This window comes from Syntrophomonas sp. UBA1041 (genome assembly GCF_002316705.1).
Lineage (GTDB): Bacteria > Bacillota > Syntrophomonadia > Syntrophomonadales > Syntrophomonadaceae > DTU019.
Genome location: NZ_DCEA01000038.1, coordinates 58,575 through 80,763, shown reverse-complemented (window position 1 = coordinate 80,763; position 22,189 = coordinate 58,575). Strand labels below are relative to the sequence as shown.

The 22,189-nt window shown below is 51.3% G+C and carries 16 protein-coding genes; 11 read left to right on the top strand and 5 right to left on the bottom strand.

The features are described from left to right. Window positions 1-291: 291 nt before the first annotated feature. The 3 genes from carB to B2633_RS06570 all read left to right on the top strand — a co-directional run bounded on the left by carB (window position 292) and on the right by B2633_RS06570 (window position 5,395). The gene (gene carB / locus B2633_RS06580) at window positions 292-3,525 is read left to right on the top strand and encodes a carbamoyl-phosphate synthase large subunit (protein WP_483169850.1); all 3,234 of its coding nucleotides are present in this window, start codon (window positions 292-294) and stop codon (window positions 3,523-3,525) included. Window positions 3,526-3,791: 266 nt separating this feature from the next. Next, window positions 3,792-4,430 (top strand): LysE family transporter, encoded by a 639-nt coding sequence (locus B2633_RS06575; protein WP_483169849.1) that lies wholly within the window; start codon window positions 3,792-3,794, stop codon window positions 4,428-4,430. A gap of 299 nt (window positions 4,431-4,729) precedes the next feature. Then, window positions 4,730-5,395, top strand: a complete 666-nt coding sequence (locus tag B2633_RS06570; RefSeq protein WP_483169848.1) for a D-Ala-D-Ala carboxypeptidase family metallohydrolase — start codon at window positions 4,730-4,732, stop codon at window positions 5,393-5,395. Window positions 5,396-5,494: 99 nt separating this feature from the next. Here B2633_RS06570 and B2633_RS06565 read toward each other — a convergent pair whose 3' ends face one another. Then, complete coding sequence (locus B2633_RS06565) at window positions 5,495-5,959, bottom strand: PaaI family thioesterase (protein ID WP_483169847.1); 465 nt, start codon at window positions 5,957-5,959, stop codon at window positions 5,495-5,497. Window positions 5,960-6,211: 252 nt separating this feature from the next. Here B2633_RS06565 and B2633_RS06560 point away from each other — a divergent pair, with 252 nt between their 5' ends. The 4 genes from B2633_RS06560 to B2633_RS06545 all read left to right on the top strand — a co-directional run bounded on the left by B2633_RS06560 (window position 6,212) and on the right by B2633_RS06545 (window position 9,499). Continuing rightward, entirely contained in the window at window positions 6,212-7,210 is a 999-nt protein-coding gene (locus tag B2633_RS06560) for a biotin--[acetyl-CoA-carboxylase] ligase (RefSeq protein ID WP_483169846.1), read from the top strand. An 88-nt stretch (window positions 7,211-7,298) separates the two neighbouring features. Then, complete coding sequence (locus tag B2633_RS06555) at window positions 7,299-7,844, top strand: biotin transporter BioY (RefSeq protein WP_483169845.1); 546 nt, start codon at window positions 7,299-7,301, stop codon at window positions 7,842-7,844. A 4-nt stretch (window positions 7,845-7,848) separates the two neighbouring features. Beyond that, on the top strand, window positions 7,849-8,724 hold the full coding sequence (locus tag B2633_RS06550) for an ATP-binding cassette domain-containing protein (protein ID WP_483169844.1): 876 nt from the start codon (window positions 7,849-7,851) through the stop codon (window positions 8,722-8,724). Further along, a complete protein-coding gene (locus tag B2633_RS06545) occupies window positions 8,717-9,499 on the top strand; it encodes an energy-coupling factor transporter transmembrane component T family protein (RefSeq protein WP_483169843.1) in 783 nt (260 codons plus the stop codon). The genes B2633_RS06550 and B2633_RS06545 overlap by 8 nt, the downstream gene beginning before the upstream one ends. A 130-nt stretch (window positions 9,500-9,629) precedes the next feature. Here the strand turns inward: B2633_RS06545 and B2633_RS06540 are convergent, their stop codons facing one another. Continuing rightward, complete coding sequence (locus B2633_RS06540; RefSeq protein WP_483169842.1) at window positions 9,630-10,973, bottom strand: acetyl-CoA hydrolase/transferase family protein; 1,344 nt, start codon at window positions 10,971-10,973, stop codon at window positions 9,630-9,632. Between the two features lie 470 nt (window positions 10,974-11,443). Here B2633_RS06540 and B2633_RS06535 point away from each other — a divergent pair, with 470 nt between their 5' ends. From B2633_RS06535 to B2633_RS06525, 3 genes are all read left to right on the top strand, one after another. After that, complete coding sequence (locus B2633_RS06535) at window positions 11,444-13,000, top strand: class I adenylate-forming enzyme family protein (protein ID WP_483169841.1); 1,557 nt, start codon at window positions 11,444-11,446, stop codon at window positions 12,998-13,000. Window positions 13,001-13,049: 49 nt separating this feature from the next. Continuing rightward, window positions 13,050-14,210, top strand: a complete 1,161-nt coding sequence (locus B2633_RS06530) for a pyridoxal phosphate-dependent aminotransferase (protein ID WP_483169840.1) — start codon at window positions 13,050-13,052, stop codon at window positions 14,208-14,210. A 244-nt stretch (window positions 14,211-14,454) separates the two neighbouring features. Further along, a complete protein-coding gene (locus B2633_RS06525; protein WP_483169839.1) occupies window positions 14,455-14,940 on the top strand; it encodes a GNAT family N-acetyltransferase in 486 nt (161 codons plus the stop codon). Window positions 14,941-14,948: 8 nt separating this feature from the next. Here B2633_RS06525 and B2633_RS06520 read toward each other — a convergent pair whose 3' ends face one another. Further along, window positions 14,949-15,788, bottom strand: coding sequence for a DMT family transporter (locus tag B2633_RS06520; RefSeq protein ID WP_483169838.1), 840 nt, complete (start codon window positions 15,786-15,788; stop codon window positions 14,949-14,951). 56 nt (window positions 15,789-15,844) lie between these two features. Here B2633_RS06520 and B2633_RS06515 point away from each other — a divergent pair, with 56 nt between their 5' ends. After that, the gene (locus tag B2633_RS06515; RefSeq protein ID WP_483169837.1) at window positions 15,845-17,203 is read left to right on the top strand and encodes a VanW family protein; all 1,359 of its coding nucleotides are present in this window, start codon (window positions 15,845-15,847) and stop codon (window positions 17,201-17,203) included. Window positions 17,204-17,248: 45 nt separating this feature from the next. Here the strand turns inward: B2633_RS06515 and alr are convergent, their stop codons facing one another. Both alr and B2633_RS06505 read right to left on the bottom strand, forming a co-directional pair. After that, window positions 17,249-18,406: an alanine racemase gene (gene alr / locus B2633_RS06510; RefSeq protein ID WP_483169836.1), complete on the bottom strand. Its 1,158-nt coding sequence runs from the start codon at window positions 18,404-18,406 to the stop codon at window positions 17,249-17,251. A 488-nt stretch (window positions 18,407-18,894) separates the two neighbouring features. Then, the gene (locus tag B2633_RS06505; protein ID WP_483169835.1) at window positions 18,895-21,531 is read right to left on the bottom strand and encodes an FAD-dependent oxidoreductase; all 2,637 of its coding nucleotides are present in this window, start codon (window positions 21,529-21,531) and stop codon (window positions 18,895-18,897) included. Window positions 21,532-22,189: the final 658 nt, after the last annotated feature.

Here is a 22,189-nt window from a genome sequence, read left to right as displayed (position 1 = left end):
GATACTATGCAATAATCATGCCGCTGCTTGAGAGCTTACCAGCTTGATTATATAATAAGCCGCAGCCGCAGAGGCGTTGTAAATAATAGTATTTATGGGGTTTAAGCCAAGCTCTGTAGACAGATGGGAAATGCCTGTTAATAATGCGTAAAATGTCGCTGTAAACTTGGGCAGGTATTCAGTGCACAGAGATGTATGCAATTTATTTATTCATTAATATGGTAGAATGAAAGCTTAGTAGAGAACTAGTCGTTTAAGGATACCATCTACTGAAAATATGGAGTGAAAAAGATGTCAAAACGAACCGATATTAACAAAATCCTGATTATTGGCTCCGGCCCTATCGTTATTGGTCAGGCCTGTGAATTTGACTACTCGGGAACTCAAGCCTGCAAAGCCCTAAGGAATCTGGGTTACCAGATTGTACTGGTCAATTCCAACCCGGCCACCATCATGACCGATCCGGGGATCGCCGATGTCACCTTTATTGAACCGCTCAATGTGAGAAGCCTCACCGCTATCATTGCCAAAGAAAGGCCTGACGCGGTTTTGCCCAATCTGGGCGGGCAGTCGGCCTTGAATCTGTGTTCGGAATTAAGTAAATCCGGAGTTCTATCGCAATACGGGGTGCAAGTGATCGGAGTGCAAATCGACGCCATTGAACGCGGAGAAGACCGGATCGCTTTCAAAGAGACCATGAACCGGCTGGGTATAGAGATGCCCCGCAGCAAACCGGCCTACAGCATCGCGGAAGCGGAAAAGATCGCCCAGGAACTGGGCTATCCGGTGGTGATCCGCCCTGCCTACACCATGGGGGGTACCGGCGGCGGACTGGTATATAATATTGAAGAATTGAGAATAGTCGCCAATCGCGGCATCGCTGCCAGCCTGGTGGGACAGATACTGATCGAGGAATCGGTCCTGGGCTGGGAGGAGTTGGAGCTGGAAGTGGTCCGTGACGCCAAAAACCAGATGATTACGGTGTGTTTTATCGAAAACATCGATGCCATGGGGGTACACACCGGAGATTCCTTTTGTGCGGCGCCTATGCTGACCATCAGTCCCGAACTGCAAAAAAGGCTGCAGGACTACGCCTACGCGGTTGTAGAAGCTATTGAAGTGGTCGGAGGCACCAATGTTCAGTTTGCCCATGACCCCAAAACCGGTCGGGTGGTAATCATTGAAATCAATCCGCGCACCTCGCGCTCCTCAGCCCTGGCCTCCAAAGCCACCGGTTTCCCCATTGCCATGGTTTCCACCATGCTGGCGGCGGGTCTGACCCTGGACGAGATCCCCTACTGGCGGGATGGGACCCTGGATAAATACACCCCTTCGGGTGATTATGTGGTCATTAAATTTGCCCGCTGGGCTTTTGAAAAGTTTCCCGGGGCCCTGGACAAACTGGGTACGCAGATGCGGGCCGTAGGCGAAGTGATGAGCATCGGCAAAAACTATAAAGAGGCGATGCAAAAAGCCATCCGCTCCCTGGAAATAGGCCGCTTTGGGCTGGGCTTCGCCAGGAATTTCCACCAGCTTCCCCTGGACGAACTGCTCTCCATGCTGGCCGAGCCTTCCAGCGAGCGCCAGTTTATTATGTATGAAGCCCTGCGCAAAGGGGCCGACATCAATCAGCTGTACCGCCTGACGAATATCAAGCCCTGGTTTATTGAACAGATGCGGGAATTGGTGATGTTTGAAGAAGAGCTGCTGAAGCATAAGGGCGGGAATCTGCCCGACGAATTACTCATCCAGGCCAAAAAAGACGGTTTTGCTGATCGTTACCTGGCGACCATTCTTGATATACCCGAAGCGGAGATTCGCCGTCGCCGCCTTCTCCTGGGAGTTGCCGAAGGCTGGGAAGCTGTTCCGGTCAGCGGGGTTGAAAATGCGGCTTACTATTTCTCCACCTACAACAGCCCGGATCAAACCGCAACCAGCGACCGCCCCAAGGTGATGATTCTGGGGGGCGGCCCCAACCGCATCGGCCAGGGAATCGAATTTGACTACTGCTGTGTGCACACCGCCTTTGCCCTGCGCGATCTGGGTTTTGAAACCGTGATTGTCAACTGCAACCCGGAAACGGTTTCAACCGATTATGACACCTCCGATAAATTATACTTCGAGCCGCTTACGGTCGAAGATGTTCTGAGCATTTACGAAAAGGAAAAACCGCTGGGAGTGATCGTGCAGTTCGGCGGGCAGACCCCCCTCAATATCGCTGCAGAACTGGCCAGGGCCGGGGTAAAGATCCTGGGGACCACGCCGGAAACCATCGACCTGGCAGAAGACCGCGACCATTTCCGCCGCATTATGGAGAAGCTGGATATTCCCATGCCGGAATCAGGCATGGCAGTCAATATTGAAGAGGCTCTGGCCATCGCCAACCGCATCGGCTATCCGCTGATGGTGAGACCTTCATATGTCTTGGGCGGCAGAGGCATGGAAGTGGTCTATGATGAAGAGATGCTGCGCCAGTACCTGGCGGCTGCAGTAGGAGTAACTCCGGAGCGCCCCATTCTCATCGACCGCTTCTTGAGCAATGCCATCGAAGCCGAAGCCGATGCCATCGCCGACGGCGAGGATGCATTCGTCCCCACGGTCATGGAGCATATCGAATTAGCCGGGATTCACTCCGGAGATTCGGCCTGCGTGATACCGCCTATCAGCATCGCTGCCCAACACGTGAACACCATTGAGAAATATACCCGCCAGATCGCCAAAGAGCTGAATGTGATAGGTTTGATGAATATGCAGTACGCCATTGCCGATGATAAAGTATACGTGCTGGAAGCCAACCCGCGTGCTTCCCGGACCGTACCCCTGGTTTCCAAGGTATGCAACATATCTATGGCACGGATTGCCACCGAGATCATGATGGCCCACGCCGCCGGGCAAAAATACTCGGTCAGCCGGCTGAAATCCAAACATCTGCCCCACTTCGGGGTTAAGGAGGCGGTCTTCCCTTTCAATATGTTCCCTGAAGTAGACCCCCTCTTAGGGCCGGAAATGCGTTCCACCGGGGAAGTGCTGGGCATCGCTGATTCCTTTGGTCTGGCCTACTACAAGGCCCAGGAAGCAACCCAGTCCTGCCTGCCTTTATCGGGTACGGTTTTGTTTAGCGTGACCGACCAGGACAAACCCGCCGCTCTGGAAACCGCCCGGGAATTCGCCAAGCTCGGATTCAAGATCAGGGCCACGGCCGGAACCCATAAATACTTTCAAGAAAAGGGTATTGACTCTACAGAAATCAACAAACAGTATGAAGGCCGCCCCAACATCGTGGACGCTATAACCAACGGGGAACTCAACCTGGTCATCAATACCCCCTCCGACAAGCGCAGTCAGTCGGACGATTCATATATCCGCAAGTCGGCCATTAAACAACGGGTGCCTTACATCACCACCATGGCAGCGGCCCAGGCCAGTGTCAAAGGCATCGCGGCCTATAAGGGAAATACCGCTAACGCCTCCCGGCTTAAGTCGCTGCAGGAATACCACGCTGATATCCGCGATATAGAATCCTGAGACTGAATCCGCAAGGGAGGTGCCTGGCCATAGTTCACAGCACCTCCTTTTTATGGCCATAATATACTGATTTTGATATCATCAGGTTAATGTTTGATTTTGTGGAATGTTTTCAGTACCGGACTGTCAGGAAAAGCAGTTAAAACATGGCGAGGCCCACCCGGGTTATGGTCTGGCAGAATGGTCCGGGCTGCCGCCCCTTTTATCGGCAAGACACGGAGCTGCCCAGCCGAATAATTTAAACGCTCATCGGGGGAGTTTTGCGAATGACAATTGCCACTTTATTCGCCACCGCTTTCATGGTCGGGCTGTCTGGCGCTATGATGCCCGGCCCTCTCCTATCCGCCACCATCGCTGCCAGCGCGCGCCGGGGATGGGAGGCCGGCCCATTGATAGTTCTGGGTCATGCGGTGCTGGAGTTGCTGCTTATCATAGCCCTGATGGCAGGGTTATCGGCCTTCCTGACCAGGGCTGAAGTCACCACGGTGATCGCGGCGGTAGGCGGCTCTTTCCTTATATGCCTGGGCTACAATATGAGCCGGGATGCCCGGGCGGGCAGAATCCAATTGAAAACCACGGATGATGCCAACAGATCCTCCAATGATCTGCACCCGGTATTGATAGGCATACTCTTGAGTATCTCCAATCCCTTCTGGTCGATCTGGTGGGCTACCGTTGGTCTGGGCTATTTAGTGCTGGCCGTACCCTTCGGCACTATAGGCGTAGGATCGTTTTACACCGGACACATTCTGTCCGACCTTTTATGGTACACGTTGATTTCGGTCTCGGTAGCAGGCGGACAGAGATTCCTCAAGCAAAGCGTATACAGTACCATAATATTCGTATGCGGACTGTTTCTGCTCGGCATGGGCGGGTATTTCTTATACACTGCATTTTTTCATTAAAAATAAACCGGTTGCAGCGGTTATTTAAGATCGAGCCTGTACATAAGCAGAGCTCTTAAAAAACAAGCTGCTTACATTTGTTTACATTCATTCCATTATGATCCTTCATGCTTGCAAAGCCTCCACCCACTAATTCTAAACAAAAGCTGCTATTCAAACCTCTCATTAATTCCTCTCTGTTAACATGCCAAATTATGGTGGGAACTGAAATCATTTAAACTGCGTCCAAATTTAATAAAGCCATATATATACTGGTGTCAGTAGCAAGGACTAGAATATCTGCCAAAAAGGAGGCATACATGAAAAAAGTACGTATAATACTCGCCCTGTTGATATGTTTCACCACTATCTTCTCCTTCGATTTCATTCCGGCAGCCGCAGCCGCAACGCTGCAATATGGCAGTTCAGGCCCGGAGGTCGTCCAGCTGCAAAAACAATTAGCCTCTTTAGGGTTTTATCTGGGTCCCACCGGTGTTGACGGCAGGTTCGGCCCGTATACCCTGGAGGCAGTGCAGGGAGTTCAGTCGGCTTCGGGCCTTCCTATCGACGGCGTGGTGGGAGATACCACTGGAGATCAAATCGCTTTTTGGTCCAGCCAACCTGCTTTCAGCCCTTACCTGCAGACCGATCATTTCGCTCCCTGGGAATTCAAATGCCGCCACTGCGGCAGCCTGGGCCGCGGGATGTCCAAAGCCCTGCTGTTGAGGCTCGAAGCCCTTTATGTGAAATTGGGCTCAGTCCCCATCTGGGTGACTTCAGGTTATCGCTGTCCGGTGCACAACAGCAGGCTTTCAGGAGCCGCTGCCAATTCGCAGCATATGTATAATACCGCAGCTGACATTCAGGTCAGCGTTGCCCCTGCCGCCGTAGCCAATGCGGCCGAAACCATTTTCGGGGACGGGGGGCTGGGACGCTATTCCAGTTTCACCCATGTGGATGTGCGCGGTTATCATGCCCGCTGGTAGTAAATAAGAAGAGGGCCGCTATGAGAAACAGTCAGCATCATGCTCCTCAATCCCGGCCCTCCGTTTTGTCTCCCGCAAAATCTTCTCAGGCCCAACTCTTTAAACCTGATCGCCTTCTTCACCCAGCGGTGTTCGGGGGTCCCTGAAAAACGTCCCCATGCTCTTGCCGATCAACTTTCCTTCGCTGTTATGAAACTCGGCTTCCACTACCGCCAGGGTCTTGCCGGGATGCACCACCCGGGCCTCAGCATTTAACTCGGTCCGGGCATAAACCGGCGCTATATAATTGAGCTTCATTTCTGCAGTCCTGTAAATATGGCCGCAAGTCGATGCCGCCAGACTCATAACCGTATCAGCTATGCTGGCAATAGCCCCCCCATGCACCCGCTCTCCCTTGGTGGTGTACCTGAGGTCGGTGACCATCCTCAGACCGGCGATTCCCTTGCCCAGATAAGTAACTTCAAACCCCATGGCCTGATGACAGGGCTGACGGTGGTACTGGTCGCACAGGAGTTCAAATATCTCTTGATCGAGCCCCCTGTTTTCAGCTTTGTAGCAATGCAAAATATATTCCCCCCGTATTTTGGTATACATTTCTAATTATATATCTGTTGTGGGCCGGAGATAAATAACGCTTTGACGGATGTGGGAACAATACGATTCGTTTCTCAAAAAACCCGTGCGCAAACTACTGATTTGCCGGCAAACCATCCAGGATTGGTCTTGCTCCTTAGAAAATTCACTTGGTAGAATTGGGTATGTTTCAACTATTAATGTTACTATAATAAATAAATATCGTTGACATAGGAGGCGGAAATGATGCAGCGCGAAGCGGTCCTGGCGGCCATAAGAGAAAAGCAAGGTCAATGGGTGTCAGGCGGGGCCCTGAGCAAAGAACTCGGGGTGAGCAGGACTGCGGTCTGGAAGCAGGTGAAGATTTTGCAAGCGGAAGGATACGCAATAGAGACCTCTCCCAAAAAGGGATACCGCCTCACCGTTGTGCCGGATATACTATCTGCGGCGGAAGTTGTCTCCGGATTGCAAACACAAGTGTTGGGGCGGGAGAATTACTTCTATTTTGCGGAGATAGATTCCACCAACAACCATGCCAAAGAACTGGCTGCCAAAAACTCCCCCGAGGGAACGATAGTGGTGGCGGAACGGCAAACCGCAGGACGCGGGAGAAGAGGCCGGGCATGGCATTCCCAGCCCGGACAGGGCATTTACATGTCCCTGATTATGCGGCCGCCCCTGTCCCTAAACCAGCTTTCCCGGGTGACACCGTCCATCGCCGTGGCTGTCGCAGAGACCCTGGAGAAGCAGCTGGATTTAAAGCCAGGCATCAAATGGCCCAATGATGTACTGATAAACGGGCGTAAAATCGCGGGTATATTGACCGAAGCGGTAACTGATATGGATGGCATAGAATATATCATTATCGGCATCGGCTTGAATGTCAACCAACGGGTCGAGGACTTTCCCGAGGAATTTCGCGATGCCGTCACTTCGACCCGGGAAGAAGTTAAACATCCGGTTTCCCGGGTCAAACTGCTGCAGGAACTCTTGCTGCAACTGGAGAAGCGCTATCGGCAACTAACCGGCGGAGAATTTTCCCTAATTTTAGAGAGATTCAGAGAGCTGTCTGTAGTGATAGGCCGGGATATAAAGCTTGACAGCGTCAACGGCGTGACTGCCGGCAGGGCTATCGATATCGACAACAACGGCTTTCTGACGGTTCGCGACGTTATGGGCAATATCCATAATGTAATGTCCGGGGAGATATTCTTGAAAGCCCCCCGTGACAACCATAAATAATTGTTAACCTTATTGACCTGATTTGGTTGACAATAATTCCAGGCTTATACTATATTATTTTTAAACCTATCATACAGGAGGCCTGGATATGTCCTCATCAGCTTCTAGTTCCTTGCGCTCAATGGTCTACGCTTCCATGTTCGGGGCCATGACCGCCATCGGGGCATTTATAGTGATTCCCCTGCAGCCCGTCCCCTTTACCCTGCAGACATTTTTTACCGCCCTGGCCGGCACTTTGCTGGGCGGTTACGCCGGGGCCCTGAGCCAGGTTGTATATGTTCTCCTGGGCTCTATCGGCCTGCCGGTTTTCGCCGGCGGCAAGGCCGGTCTGGGGGTTTTGTTCGGACCTACCGGAGGCTATCTCATCGGTTTCATCGCCGGGGCATATGTCATCGGCAGAATAATGGAAGCCCGGAAAGACGCCGGTTTGTTTTATACCGCCATGGCTATACTGGCCGGCGATCTGGTGATTTACACCGTGGGGACCGTTCAGCTTTCCCTGGTCGCCCACCTGCCCCCCTTGAAGGCCATACTGGTGGGCGTGGCGCCATTCGCGGCTGCTGAGGCAATTAAACTCCTGGCGGCCGCGATACTGACCGTCAAGCTGAAGAATAAGCTTCCGCTTAGGGGATAAGTTCATGATAAGAATAGAGAATTTAAGCTATACTTATAAGCCGGAAACGGCGCCTTCCTTGCACAACATTAATCTGTGTATAGGGGAAGGCGAACATATCGCCCTCATCGGACCCAACGGCTGCGGCAAAACCACCCTGATAAGGCACCTCAATGCCCTGCTCCTGCCTACCGGGGGTGAGGTCTCCATCGACGGCCTTAAAAGCCATGAACAGCGTAATCATTCCGAGATAAGACGCAAGGTGGGCATGGTTTTTCAGAACCCGGACAATCAGATAGTAGGAATGAGCGTAGAAGAGGATGTGGCCTTCGGTCCCGGTAACCTTCGTCTGCCCGCTGCCGAAGTTCGGCTGAAGGTGAGCAAAGCCCTGGAGATGGTAGGCCTGAGCGGTTTTGAGAAACGCGCGCCAGTCACATTATCGGGCGGGGAGAAACAATTGCTGGCCCTGGCCGGTCTGCTGGCAATGGACCCTGGCTACATCGTTCTGGATGAAGCCACCTCCTCCCTGGATGCAAACAGCAAAGAGAAAGTCCTGGCTATACTGAAAAAGCTGCAAAATCAGAATATTACAGTTATCCAGGTCACTCATAACATGGAAGAGGCCCTGCGGGCTGACCGGGTCATGCTGATGGCCGGCGGGCAAATCGTCGCCGACGGTCCCGCCTTCCAGGTCCTGGCTGAAAGGGAGCGGCTGAAATCGATGGGCCTTGCTCCCCCGGTCATAGTGGAACTGATGGCCAGTTTGGAAGCATACGGACATACCCCCGGGAAACCGGTCATAACCGTTGATGATGCCGCCGGGGAGATAAATTCCTGGCTTACGCATGAAGCAGCGGTTGACGAAGACTATGCGCCCCGGAGGACAGGCGGCTATGCATGATTTAGGGCAGTATTTACACCATGAATCAGCGCTGCATAGAAGCGATCCGCGGGTTAAACTGATCGCGGTGCTGGCCTTGAGCCCGGTGATTCTCCACATTGAGGTTCCCGGCCTGATTATGGTGGGGGCATTGATCCTGGGGGCCGCCCTTATGGGGAAAATAGGTCCGTTTGAGCTTTTCCGCACAACCCGGCCGGTATGGCCTTTCTTTATGATGCTGTTCCTGGTCTATATATTGTTTACCCCGGGCACTCCCCTGGCGCCCCTGGCTTCCTATTCAATCAAGATCAGCTATGAAGGGCTTCATCTGGGGGCATCTCAATTATTCAGATTTGTGCTGCTCATCCTGGCGGCCTCGCTCCTGACCATGACCACCTCGCTCACTGAAATCACCATGGGTCTGGAACACCTCTTAAGGCCCTTAAGGATAGTGAGGATATCTTCCCACAATATAGCGCTGATGGTGAGTATGGCCTTGAGATTCATCCCCCTGCTGCAGCACGAACTGCAGCAGATACAAACAGCCTCTGCGGCCCGGGGCGCCGATTTCAGATGCGGAAGCCCGCTTGATAAGATTCGTCTGACGGTATACCTTGCAACTCCTTTAACATTGAACATCATACGGCGCTCCGATGAACTGGCGGAAGCCATGGAAGCGCGGGGGTATCGGCCCGGCCCCAGAACCTACCTGTGCGAACTGGCCTTCAGCAGAAGCGACTATTATGCCCTGGGCTTTATTGCAGTCATTATCATGTTCTTATGGTACCTGGGGTGAATGTTACAGTATTTTTCTCAGTAAAAAAACGGTGTATGGCGGATGATTTAACCCCATACACCGTTGCTTTTTATTCTTTGCCTGATGTTGCTTCCATACATAAAATTCTGTCCCGCAAAATCGGAGGCCTTTATAAAATCCGGTTGCTGCGGCGCCATATCTTCATCTCCGCTGCGCTCTTGACCAGCTCTTCTCTAAACTGCGGATGGGCGATGCTGATCAGGGCTTCAGCCCGTTCATAGGTAGACTTGCCCTTCAGGTTGACGATGCCGTATTCGGTGACCACATAAGAAGTGATGTTCCGGGGTACGCTTATAGCCGCGCCTACCGGCAAGGTGGGGACAATCCGCGAAATGAGACTCCCGTCCGGGCCGGCAATGGTGGAACTCAGGCAGATAAAGCCTTTGCCGCCATTGGCTTCATAGGCCCCGATGATAAAATCCAGCTGCCCGCCGGTTCCGGTGATCTGGCGAATCCCGGAGGACTCGGAGCATACCTGGCCATACAGGTCAACCCCGATGGCGTTGTTAATGGCCATAACATTATCGTTCCTCTTGATCACATCGGGGTTATTGGTATAGTCCACCGGGAAGCTGGCGCAGACCGGGTTGTTATCCAGGAAATCGTATAATTTATTGGTGCCCATGGCGAAGGTATAGACCATCTTCTCCTTGTCCAGCTGTTTACGCCGTCCGGTGATTCGCCCCGCTGCGTACATATCCACATAAGAGTCGACCAGCATTTCGGTGTGTACGCCCAGGTCTTTCAAATCGGAATCGGCGATCATAGCCCCGATGGCATTAGGCATGGCGCCTATGCCCAGCTGCAGGCAGCCTCCGTCAGGGATCTCATTGACGATGATTTCCGCCACCTTCTGGTCTGTCCCATTGGGTTTGATTTCGGGAAGCTGTAACAAGGGACGGTGGTCTCCCTCAACCAAATAGTCTATCTGGGAGATATGCAGCATCTCAAGATTGCCCCCCAGACAGCGGGGAACGGAATTATTCACTTCTGCGATTACGATCTTGGCGGTGCGGGCTATATAAGGAGTGCAAGAATTGGCCGCACCAATATTGAAAAATCCGTGCTTGTCCATGGGCCCGACCTTCAGCATAGCCACATCAATCGGTATGAACCCGCGGGTATACCAGGAAGGCATTTCGTGATAGTGCAACGGGATGTAATAGCACAGGTTCTGGTCGTGCAGCTTGCGGCTGGCGCTGCTGAAATGCACGTCGCTATAGATGAAGTGCTCCTGTTCAGGGTCCACTTGCACCACCTGGGGAGCAAACGGGCAGGTAGTAACGCGTACCTTGACCTCGAACAATTCTTCCTTACGCCGGGCCAGGGCGGCATCGAGCCATTGCGAGATCATAACGAACTCACCATATAGTACGCTGTCACCTGATTTGACACATTTCACGGCCTCATCGGCACTGACCAGCTTGCGGCTGTACTCTTCAACGTAGTTCATTTTCCCATCTCTCCTCCTCATTTGAACCGCATGCCGAACCGGGGCGTCCGGGCCTCATTCAGCCCAAGTATACCTGGTCGATTAACCTTTTGAGGGAAACAGCGCATACCAATCTCTACACTTGGCCAGTGCTTTTATCTTTGGATACGCTGTCGTCACGAGTTGCTATAATCGGGTTTTGCGGTCACTTCGATAATTATTTCACTATGTCATGGTTCGACAGTAATCTGCAAACTCCTGCCATCTTCGCTGGTGAGATGGCAGGTTTAATATAACTGACATGCCAAGCTTTTGTTGAATTGGGATGGGAACTTTCTTTGGAGCTGACGGGCCATTCCTGGGGCGGTTTCTGTTTCGCCCTCCTTTCTCCCTGTGATATTTACTTAATCAGATGCTATTAATGAACACAGTTAAGACTGATATGAATAGTATGATGTATATTCTATTTTCACTGCAGGAGGAGTAACTGGATGCATCTGGCTACGGTAATTGAGCTTGCCAGCCAACGTTATCCTCGAGCTGAAGCAATTATTGATGGTTGCAGGCGTTTTACCTATGAAGAATGGAATCAGAGAATCAATTCGGTTGCCTGGGGATTGAGGAGACTCGGCCTCAAACCCGGGGAACGCATCGCCATTTGTGCGAGAAACAGCGAACCGGCCATAACCGCATACTTTGCGGCTCATAAGGCCGGATTAACCGCCGTACTCTTGAGCACGCGCTGGAAAAATACCGAGATAGCCCATGCCTTAAATGATGCTGAAATCCGCTTAATATTCCACGACGAAACCACTTCTGCCCAGGTTATCAATGCCCTGCCCTCCAGCCGCCATAATGCTGCCGCTGTTCCGCTAGACATGGAGGTCTTTCATACTGCGGGAAAGACGACTTTTGGCCACTTAACAGCATATCCCCGCGGCTATCCGCCGGAAATCACACGAGATGACGGCTCCGTGGGCACTATTCTATATACCTCCGGGACTCTGGGCAGGCCTAAAGGTGTACAGAGAACGCATCGCAGCGATTATTATGCCGCTTTGGCCTTGATTATCCAGCACCGCTGGACCCCATTCGAGCGGACCCTGGGCGTTATGCCTTTCTTCCATACCATGGGGCTGCACTGTTTGCTGAGCATGGTGGTTCTCAATGGCCTTGCGGTAGTTTTGCCGAATTTCGATGCCGCGCTTTGTAGGGACTGTATCGAAAAGGAACGGCTGACCGCACTTTATCTGGTACCGACGGTTTATTATGACCTCACTGCGCAGTCAGATTTCGATACCAAGAGACTGAGCAGTATAAAAAAGCTGGCCTTTGCAGGTGCGCCCATGTCCCAGCCTTTAGTCGAACAATGCTTTAGGACTATCAATCCTGAAGTCTTCGTCAATCAGTACGGCAGTACCGAAATGCATGCCATCACTATTAATCCAGATCTGAGAAGCAAGCCGGCTTCATGCGGCCGGCCCGCACTGCACAGCCATATCCGGATCGTAGCTGCGGAAGCTTCCAGAAAGGTTTTGCCCTGTGAAGAAGTCCCTCCCGGGGAAGTAGGAGAAATAATCGTTCAAGCCGATTCCCCCCAGGCCTTTTGCGGGTATTTGAACCGGCCGGACGCCAATGAGCGTTCCATAAGAGAGGGCTGGTATTTTACCGGCGACCTGGGCTGCCTGGACGAGGAAGGCGACTTGTTTTTTAAGGGAAGACTGGATGACATGATAATAAGCGGCGGCGAGAACGTTTACCCTCAGGAAGTCGAGGCGGTGCTGCTGTCGCATCCGCAGGTAAGTGACGCTGCGGTAGTGGGACTTCCAGACGAACGGTGGGGAGAAAAGATCACCGCAGTGATTGTTCCCGCAAGCCTTGATCTTGACGATGCTGCGCTCGATGAGTTCTGCCTCGCCTCCTCCGGTCTTCCCCGCTTTATGCGGCCCAGGCAGTATATTTATGTAAACGAAATCCCCAAATCACCGACCGGCAAGATATTGCGTTCCAGGATAAGGAGCCTGTTGCTGCCGCAGTTGAACGGATAAAAGGATATTTTTATAAAATTTGAGATTCTAAAAAAGAAGGGATGTTCTTATGGAAACCACACGATTGGCGCACTTTGAGCTTCCGCCTCAATGGTCGACAATGAGGAAAACCGAGAAAATTGAAAGGGAGCTGGGCAAAAAATTTATACACATGGAGAAAGGAGACTACATTTCGCCTGAATTCAAACCGCCTGAGGAGGCCATTGAGGCCGTCAGGGACTCGGTGAAGAGCGGAAAGGTGAGATATTCACCAGGCCCCGGCATTCCAGAGCTCAGAGAAGCATTGGCCGTAGAAATGAGCAGCCGGGGAAGGGACACCAAAGCGGAAGAAATCATTGTCACCCCGGGGGCTAAGTTTGCTATTGCGGCGAGTTTCCTGCTCTTCCTGGATGCCGGCGACGAGGTGATAATGCCTGACCCGGGATATCCGCCCGATGAATTCTGGGCCAGGTACCAGAAGGCGGTTATCAAATATTTAAGATTTGAGGATCCCCGCCGGGTGGATGTCGAGCATATGGATAGGCTCATTACCCCCAAAACCAAACTGGTCGTATTCAATACCCCCCAAAGGCCTAATGGACAATTGATTGAGAACACTGCAGAGATTGCCGAAGTTTTGTTGAGACACCCTCACGTGACCATCGTCTCCGACGAGATATTTGCCAGGGTTGTTTTTGAGCCCTTTAAGCACCAGTCGCTTTCTTACTATACAGAATTACGCGATCGCACCGTGGTTATCGACACCTTTTCCAAAGGGTTTGTGATGACCGGCTTCCGTATCGGTTGGGTGACTGCCCCGGAGCATATCGCCAAAAATTATGACATATTAGTCCAGAACAGCTGCACCAATGTTTCAACCATTATTCAAAAAGCTGCTCTGGCGGCATTGACCGCACCTGAAAGTTATTCTAAAGAACTGATCCGCACCCTGCAAAGAAAACGCGATATAGCCTGGAATATTCTATCCGCTTCCAAGAGCCTCAGAACTGAAAACGCCCAGGGCGCATTTTATCTGTTGCCCAAACTGCCTCATGGCTTAGATGATGAAAAAATAGTGGATCTGCTATTAGACCATGGAGTGGCGGTTGTTCCCGGGTCGGCTTTTGGAGCGGGGGGAGCCGGCCATATCCGTTTGACTTTTTCGCTGGAGGATGAAGCCCTGGCGGAGGGGGTACAGCGCCTGGTCGATGTGATCGACGGCCGGCAGTAAGGGCAACTATATGAGAGACCTGAAAAAATCAGGCATTAAACTCCCTTCAGCATGGTTTTGAAGGGGTGAATTGGGGGAAAGCGGGATGAAACGTGTTAATCCGCCGGGGGCAACTGTGGTTATGACCTCCTGACTGCGTTGCTCCTCATTCCCGCGCTTCCTGGATTCAACGCTACAAGGGCTTTTTGAAAAGGGTTTAAGTACTGATTTATTATGAACGCTGCCGAAAGGAAGGATGTAGATTTTGTCTATTAATGATTTGCCGGGCTATGAACAAGTCCCCCGGGAACACCGGGACTACCAAATCGACTGGCTGCACCCCGATGATATCGAACAGATTGTTGCACTGGAAACCGGGTTCTTCCCTGAGCCTCTGACTATAACAAAGCTGACTCAGTTGATTCAAGAACCGCACACCTGTTATATAGTGGTCAGAGATGGAAAACAAGTCATAGGCTACATAGGTTTTCAGTACTTTTTAGCTGCGGCCCACACCATAAGTATGGCGGTGCACGCCGGCTACAGAAGGGAGGCCCTGGCCACCGTCATCCAGAAAACCGCCGATGCTGTAGCCAAAAAGCACGGCGCCAGATGGTTCACCGGCGAAGTCAGGGTATCGAATGAACCGCAGTTGAGATTTCTGAGAGGATTGGGCTGGCATGAAATAGGGAGGTGTGAAAACTTCTTCAAAAACGGAGAGGATGCCATCGTGGTATGGAACTGGTTATAACAATCATTCTAAGTTCGAAAAACTACCAGGGCCCCATTAATAATGATAATTAGCCCGCCGACCACGGTGAAAACCGTAATGGCTTCCTGAAACAGAAAAGAGCCGGTTAAGGCGGCCACAAAAGGGGTCAGGTAAGATAAAGCCACCACATGCTGCATACTCACCGTTTTCAAACCATCATAATAGACGATATAGGCAAAAGCTGTGTGCACTAACGAAATGATCAAAACCATGGCAATGGTATTGAAATCAATAACACTCTTTACTCTCATGAATGGGAACAAACAGATGGTAGCGATAAGCATCTGGTAATAGACGAAAGTAATGGATTGAATGTTGATTATTCTGGCTATGACAGCGATAACAGCCAGTAAGAAGGCCCCTATCAAAGCATAACTGATTCCGGTTATATCCGTATAAGAAATATGGATCAAAGCAGGCGCAAGCAGCACTCCCACACCGAGCACCGCCAGGACAAGAGCAAAGATGTATCTGCCCTGCATTTTTTCACCCAGTAGCAACGCGGCCAGCAGAACCATAAACAGCGGCTGCATATTATACGGGAGTACGGCATTGCTCAGCGAAGTTAAATGAATAGCATAAAAAAACAAGAGAATATCCAGAGTAAAAAGCACTCCCGCTAAAACGATCAAAGGGCCGTGCCGGGTATGCAGTAAAAGCAAGCGTTCCCTGCGGGGCAGTATCAAGAACAGGGCTATGGCAGCGATTAATACCCGGTAAAAAGCCAGTTCTAAAGGAGTAAGCCCGCTCCACCGGGTAAATGCCCCAATAGTCCCCCAGATGAAAGCCGCCGCAAATATTTCCAGGTACCCCAGCTTAATTCCCATAAAAACCCCCTGCTAACTGATTATGTCAGCGGGGGTTTTTATATGTTAATTCCCATATGGGCATATTGTCTTTTTTTATCTATATACTGTTTCAGGTGGTTAAAATGGCCGGGAAAAAAAGCAGACGCCTCAATCGCTATTATATACTTGCGGGGCTGATCTCTCTATTAGTAATAGCCGGATATCTGGGCGGAATCAACCGGGTCAGTGCAGGGGTATTTTTTAAGGATATTTACCTGGGAGGCCAAACCCGGCAAGAGGTGGGAGCAACCCTGCACGCTGCCCGGTTTACTTTCATCGGGCCGGAAGGTCAGGCAGTATCTGTCCCTTTAAAAGAGATGGGGATAGAGCTTGACTATGAACAGATATTTCAGTACGGCTGTCAGCTAAGTTCAGGACAGCCCTGGTTTCAAAAATATTTTTACTTTTTGCGAATTGAACGGGAAAAGGTGTTTGTTCCGTTTAAGTACCGCATCGATGAAGAGCTGCTGCTGCAAAATATTGATTTACTGGTTTATAAACTAAGCGGCAAGCCGGAGAATGCGTATTTTAAAGTTGATGCCAATGGCCAGGCCGAATTGATACCTGAAAGGTTCGGCTACAGTTTTAATCATGATGATATAGAACAAGCCATACGGGAAAACCTGGCTCAAGCACACAGCCCACTTGAAATCATGATCCCTTATGACCAAAAAAACTCCCCCCGGATAACTATCTCTTCTCTGCAGGAAAAGGGGGTCGAGCAGCTCATGACCTCTTTTACCACCAGTTTTGACGCTACCCTTGAGACCCGGGTACATAATATCCGGCTGGCATCGGCCAGAATAAACAATTATTTGCTGGAACCCGGCAAAGTCTTTTCTTTCAATGGCCTCATCGGCAACGCGACAGCAGGAAAAGGCTATAAACCGGCCAATATAATAATCGGCGGGCAGCTGGTCCCGGGGATAGGAGGAGGGCTTTGCCAGATTTCCTCCACATTATATAATGCCGCACTGCTGTCCAACCTGGAAATCGTGGAACGCCACAGCCACCAGCTTACCGTACCGTATATCGAACCCGGCAGGGACGCCACTGTCTGTTATCCATACAAAGATCTGTCCTTTCGCAATAATAAAGACCATCACATTTTGATTACCACTGAGGTGGTTGACGATCGATTAACCATCCGGTTCTTTGGAAGGCCGCTAAATGAGAGAGTAGAAATAACCACCCGGGTTTTGAAAACATTTCCCCCTCCGCCGGGGAGAAAAGCAGACTCCAAATCAGGCCAGGGAACGGAGGACGAAATGGTAGGCTATCCCGGCTATCTGGTTGAAGTCTGGAAGACGGTTTACCGGGGGGATGAAAAAGAAGCTGAGGTGAAGCTCTCGGTTGACAGGTATTCGCCCTTCGAGATGAAAAAAGACCATTAATTATATCTGAGAAATAAGTTGTTGGCGGCGTTTCCCGCGAAGCAGTCATGGCTCGTTCCGGGTGTAAATCCGGGGAACCCTGGCCTGAATCAGAACCATATATTCGTAGTTTATAAACCCGCAGATTATTTGGGCTATTTCCTCAATGGTTATTTCCTCATCCCCCTGCCGCCCTATCAGAACCGCCTCTTCACCGATCTCGAGCTTCCCGGGAATATCGGTTACATCTACCATACACTGATCCATGCAGATAGTGCCTATTACCGGGGCCCGCTTGCCTTTGACCAGTACCTCCCCCCGGTTGGACAGCAAGCGGTTGTAGCCGTCCCCGTATCCCAGCGGAAGGGTGGCGACAAGAGTTTCCCGCCGAGTGGTAAAAGTCCGGCCATAGCTTATGTTCTCCCCTGCTGCGATCCTCTTAACAGATCCTATCCGAGCTTTCAGCGCCATAACCGGTTTCAGGGGCAAGCGGTCCTGAAATTCCGGGTATGAGCCATAAAGAATAATCCCCGCCCTCACCATATCCAGGTGCAATTCTTTATAATAGACCGTGCCTAAGCTGTTGCACATATGTTTTACAAGGATCGCCACTCCCCTCTCTTCCAGGCTCTTTACCACGTAATTGAATTTTTGGAATTGTTCCATGGTAAATGAATAACCGGCATGATTTCTTTCGTTGGTATAGGGGCAATGAGTATAGATGCCTTCGATAAATAAATTAGGCATCTCAGCTATCTCGGCAATCGTATCTACAGCATTCTTTGCAGGCGGAAAACCCAGTCTTCCCATCCCGGTATCTATCTCGACGTGAATACCGGCTTTTTGGTTCATTTGCCGGGCAGCCCTGGATAATGCCCGGGCTTGTTCCCTGCAATAAACCGTCTGGGTTATGCGGTGCTCAATCAGCAGCCGGGAATATTCAAAGGGAGTGTACCCAAACACCACGATGGGCACCTGCGGCTGCCTTTCCCGGATAAAGATAGCTTCATCCAGAATGGCAACCCCAAACATATCGATGCCCTCTTCCAGCAGTGGGCCGACGACCCCGGCAATACCCGTACCATAGGCATTGCTTTTTACCACCGCCATTATCTTGACCCGGCTGCCTATCAGAGCCCTGATTTGTCTAACATTAAAGGCCAGATTATCCAAACTGATCTCAGCCCATACCGGCCTGATGTATTGCACCAGCTCACCCCTCATAATCCGCTTGGACTCATTATCTATTCATCTGCTGAAGCCATAACTGTTGTTATGTAAAGATATGGCCTGATTGAAGATATTAAAACCGTGAGTTATTGGAAGGGACGGGTGAGGAAGTGTAAAGATAGAAAGGCACCTGCCACCTCCTGGTAGATGCCATGGCTGGCATCAGAAAACAGCAAGCCCCTCCATATCGGTGGGGACTTAATGATTATGGAGTGATGGCCGGGCTTGAGCCGACCTCCCCACAGTATATTAATTGAAACTCACAAGTCCTCCTCGCTTGCGTAAAATCACCAAGAATAGCTTTTCCATGCTCCAGATAGAACACTATAAAGTTCGGATTATCAGGTGTTTGAAAGGGTATTTACCGCCCCGATAATAAGCTGCGCAGCCTTTTTGGCATGCAGCATTGGCCCTGTCTCATTTGAACCTTTAGCCCGGGTAGACTAAAAGCATGGCGCGAAAATCCGCGCCATGCTCAAACATTAATCTATGGGATCGAACATATCTTTGGTAGCGCTGCATACCGGACATATGTCGGGTGGTTCAGGTCCCTCGTGCACGTAGCCGCAGACCCGGCATTTCCAGCGATTGCCGCGTTTTTTCCCGCTGCTGTCCCGGCCTAAACTCTGCATTGATTGAGTTGTGTCCACCCGGGGAGCGATGATGATTTCTCCCACCAGAACTCCATCTTTAAAATAACTGCGCTTAAAGTATTTTTCTACCGGATCGTTGACCTCCACTACCCGGCATTGTTCGGGGGGGAGATTGACGTCTCCGATTGAGAATACCTCCATATCAAAAGCAGCCAGCATAGTTGACAGCAGAGGAGCTTTATATTCCAGCCAGTCACCGGCAGCGGCGGCTCCCGCTACCCGTCCCATCTCCAGGGAAACCGGCCACAGACCCACCAGCCTGTCCCCGAACTGGGCGCCGTCCCCGGCGGCATAAATATTGGGCAGGCTGGTGCGCATACGGCTGTCCACCACCACTCCCTGAGCCACTTCAATGCCGGCATCCTGGGCCAGCTCCACATTGGGCCTGACCCCGGTGGACAATAACACCAGATCTGCTTCCAACAGCTGCCCGTCATTGAGACGTACGCCCCGTACCTGACCGTCGCCTACTATTTCTTCAGTACCCAGGCCCAGATACAACTTTACTCCTTTGTTCTCCATCAACTGCTGCAGGCGCAGGGAGGCCGGTTCGTCCAACTGGCGGGGCATCAGGCGCTGATTGTACTCGACAACCGCCACCTCAACCCCGCTGGAGACCATTTCCCATACCGCTTCCAGGCCCAACACCCCGCCGCCGATAACCACCGCTTTCTTAGCCGGCTTAATGGCTTCCTTTAAGGCCAGGGCATCTTGAAGGCTGCGCAGAGCGTAGACGCCGCGGTTTTCCCGTCCTTTGAAAGGAGGGATGTTGCTGCGGGCTCCGGTAGCTACAATCAATTTGGTGTAAGGGATGCTTTCATTCCGCTCCGTAACCACTGCTTGCTTATCAGGTTCAATCTTCACTATCCGGGTTCCCATCCTCAGTTCCACCCGGTTGTCCGCATACCAGGCCGGATCGAATACATACAGCCGCTTATCGGGAAGATCTTCGCTGAGCAGATCGGATAAAGCCGGCCGGTAATAGGGATGATATTCCTCTTCACTCAGCATGAGGATGGCCGCGCTGCGGTTGCGCTTGCGAATTGATTGAGCGGCCGACAGGGCGGCAATGCCCCCGCCGATAATCACGAATTTATCCTGAGTGTCGTTGATAAATTCATCTTCCATGGACTCGCGAACAAAGTTTTCCGGCCCTACTCCACAGGCCGGGCACACCGCAGGCGGTTCAGCCCCGACATGAATATGCCCGCAGACCAGACAGCGCCAGCGCTGCATGGACTTATCCTGCTTCTTATCCAGAATGGCCCGTCCAAAATCCATACCCAGCATGAACGCATCCTCCAGATTGCCTTCCCCTGGTTTGAATCTGACCCGCAAGCCGGGCATAACCTGCATGCGCAGGGCCTGCAGGCGGTTTTCTATGCTGGGCACGGCTTCCCCGCTCCATCCATAGGCGCCAAAAGCCATAGCCACTTTATCCCCGTGACTTATCGGTGACAAACGGCTGAGCAGCTTCCAGACCTGGGGCAGGGCGTCGCCATTAACGGTATTTGACCCAAGCAGAAATCCGCTGGCATCTAAAAGATCTTCCGCCACCCGGTCCAACAATTCCGGATCATCAAGCTTGTCTTCTATTAAGCGGTATCTCCTGACATCAAAATCTCCTATGCTGGTGATTCCGTCAACGATGCTGTTGGCCAGTTTTTCGGTAAAACCATAAATACTCAGGTAGGCAAGCACAATCTTGGGCTTGTCGCTTTTAGGAATCGGCGTCCGCAGGGACCATTGCCGGTACAAATCGATATAACGGTCGATATCTTTGCGCAATACCGGACCGTGACCGGGCGCCACCATAGCCAGGGGAAGACCTTTAATCTTATCCAGGGCTTCTAAAACGTATGGCTTGAACGGCCCGATGATGGCGTCAAAGTACTCTTTGTAAGGGGTGAGAAAATTGCTTTCCATTAAATCATTGAAAAGGCGTTCATCCGGGTAGTGGGAGCCGAATGAATCGCAGGTGAAAAGGATCTGGTCCTCTTCCAGATAGGTATAAATGGTGTCCGGCCAGTGCAGGAAAGGAGCACTGATAAAGCGCAAAGTTCTCCCCCCTAATTCCAGCCGGTCGCCGTCATTTACTTCCTGGGCTTTAAACGGTTTATTGGTGATTTCACGCAGAAAAGCGAGAGCGGTTTGACTGCCCAGGACCGTCAAGTTGGGCACCAGGTCGATCAACTTAGCAACGGCTTCAGAATGGTCCGGTTCAGTATGATTCATGATTAGATAATCGATATCAGCAAGGTTTGCAACACTTTTGACATTCTCCACATACTGGTCAAAAAACTTATCCTCGCACACCTCCATCAGCACCGTTTTTTCACTGCCTTTAACCAAATAGGCATTATAGCTGGTGCCGATATCGGTGGTCATGACCGCATCGAAAATCCGCAGTTCGGGGTCGCGCACGCCTACCCAGTAAACATCATCTTTCATTACAATTGCTGTCATAGGCTCATTCCTCTCCTTCATGGATTTCAGCCACTCGGCCGAATTACTGCTCGAGTCAAAATTTGGGTCATACACCCTCATAACATTCCCATACACTTGATATTTGCGAATACTTTAACAACTTTGCTGCTCTACCTGTATGATGTGGTGTTCTGTTATAGTCTTTGTCCCATTATAATTCACCCGGCCGGAACAAACCAGAGATAAACTCCGGTAGATAGGGAAGTTGCCACTTAGAATGCCGCAGCTCAAGCGCCAGGAATAACAATATTCGAATATGTTATGTGTTACATAGTAATAGAGAGGGCTATGTTCATGAAAACAAAGATTGAATTAAACTCAAAGGACGCGAGCTGCCGGCGACTGGGAGTCTATCATCGTCATCATATGGAGTGGCCAGGTTGTCCATATTCTCACCGGCTATGCGGCGTTGTTCGCCGCCATCTGCCATATCACCGAGACGACTGGTCCTGTGCTCTGTCTGGCCATAGCCTTGATCTGTTCGCTTCTGCCTATAGGCCTTCTAAGCCCGATAGGAGGCTTCGGGCGCAAGCGGGTGATGGCCTTGGCACGGAATCGCAGGTATCGTCTCGTTTGCGCTTGCCATCGTTACCCTGGTGGGGCAGGTCAACATGATTAATGTTGACCCGGCCCTTGG

Bases quoted from the DNA above. Each gene is read 5' to 3' on its own strand.
- carB (WP_483169850.1), top strand. From the start codon at position 292: ATGTCAAAACGAACCGATATTAACAAAATCCTGATTATTGGCTCCGGC.
- B2633_RS06575 (WP_483169849.1), top strand. From the start codon at position 3,792: ATGACAATTGCCACTTTATTCGCCACCGCTTTCATGGTCGGGCTGTCT.
- B2633_RS06570 (WP_483169848.1), top strand. From the start codon at position 4,730: ATGAAAAAAGTACGTATAATACTCGCCCTGTTGATATGTTTCACCACT.
- B2633_RS06560 (WP_483169846.1), top strand. From the start codon at position 6,212: ATGATGCAGCGCGAAGCGGTCCTGGCGGCCATAAGAGAAAAGCAAGGT.
- B2633_RS06555 (WP_483169845.1), top strand. From the start codon at position 7,299: ATGTCCTCATCAGCTTCTAGTTCCTTGCGCTCAATGGTCTACGCTTCC.
- B2633_RS06550 (WP_483169844.1), top strand. From the start codon at position 7,849: ATGATAAGAATAGAGAATTTAAGCTATACTTATAAGCCGGAAACGGCG.
- B2633_RS06545 (WP_483169843.1), top strand. From the start codon at position 8,717: ATGCATGATTTAGGGCAGTATTTACACCATGAATCAGCGCTGCATAGA.
- B2633_RS06540 (WP_483169842.1), bottom strand. From the start codon at position 10,973: ATGAACTACGTTGAAGAGTACAGCCGCAAGCTGGTCAGTGCCGATGAG.
- B2633_RS06535 (WP_483169841.1), top strand. From the start codon at position 11,444: ATGCATCTGGCTACGGTAATTGAGCTTGCCAGCCAACGTTATCCTCGA.
- B2633_RS06530 (WP_483169840.1), top strand. From the start codon at position 13,050: ATGGAAACCACACGATTGGCGCACTTTGAGCTTCCGCCTCAATGGTCG.
- B2633_RS06520 (WP_483169838.1), bottom strand. From the start codon at position 15,788: ATGGGAATTAAGCTGGGGTACCTGGAAATATTTGCGGCGGCTTTCATC.
- B2633_RS06515 (WP_483169837.1), top strand. From the start codon at position 15,845: ATGGGCATATTGTCTTTTTTTATCTATATACTGTTTCAGGTGGTTAAA.
- alr (WP_483169836.1), bottom strand. From the start codon at position 18,406: ATGAGGGGTGAGCTGGTGCAATACATCAGGCCGGTATGGGCTGAGATC.
- B2633_RS06505 (WP_483169835.1), bottom strand. From the start codon at position 21,531: ATGACAGCAATTGTAATGAAAGATGATGTTTACTGGGTAGGCGTGCGC.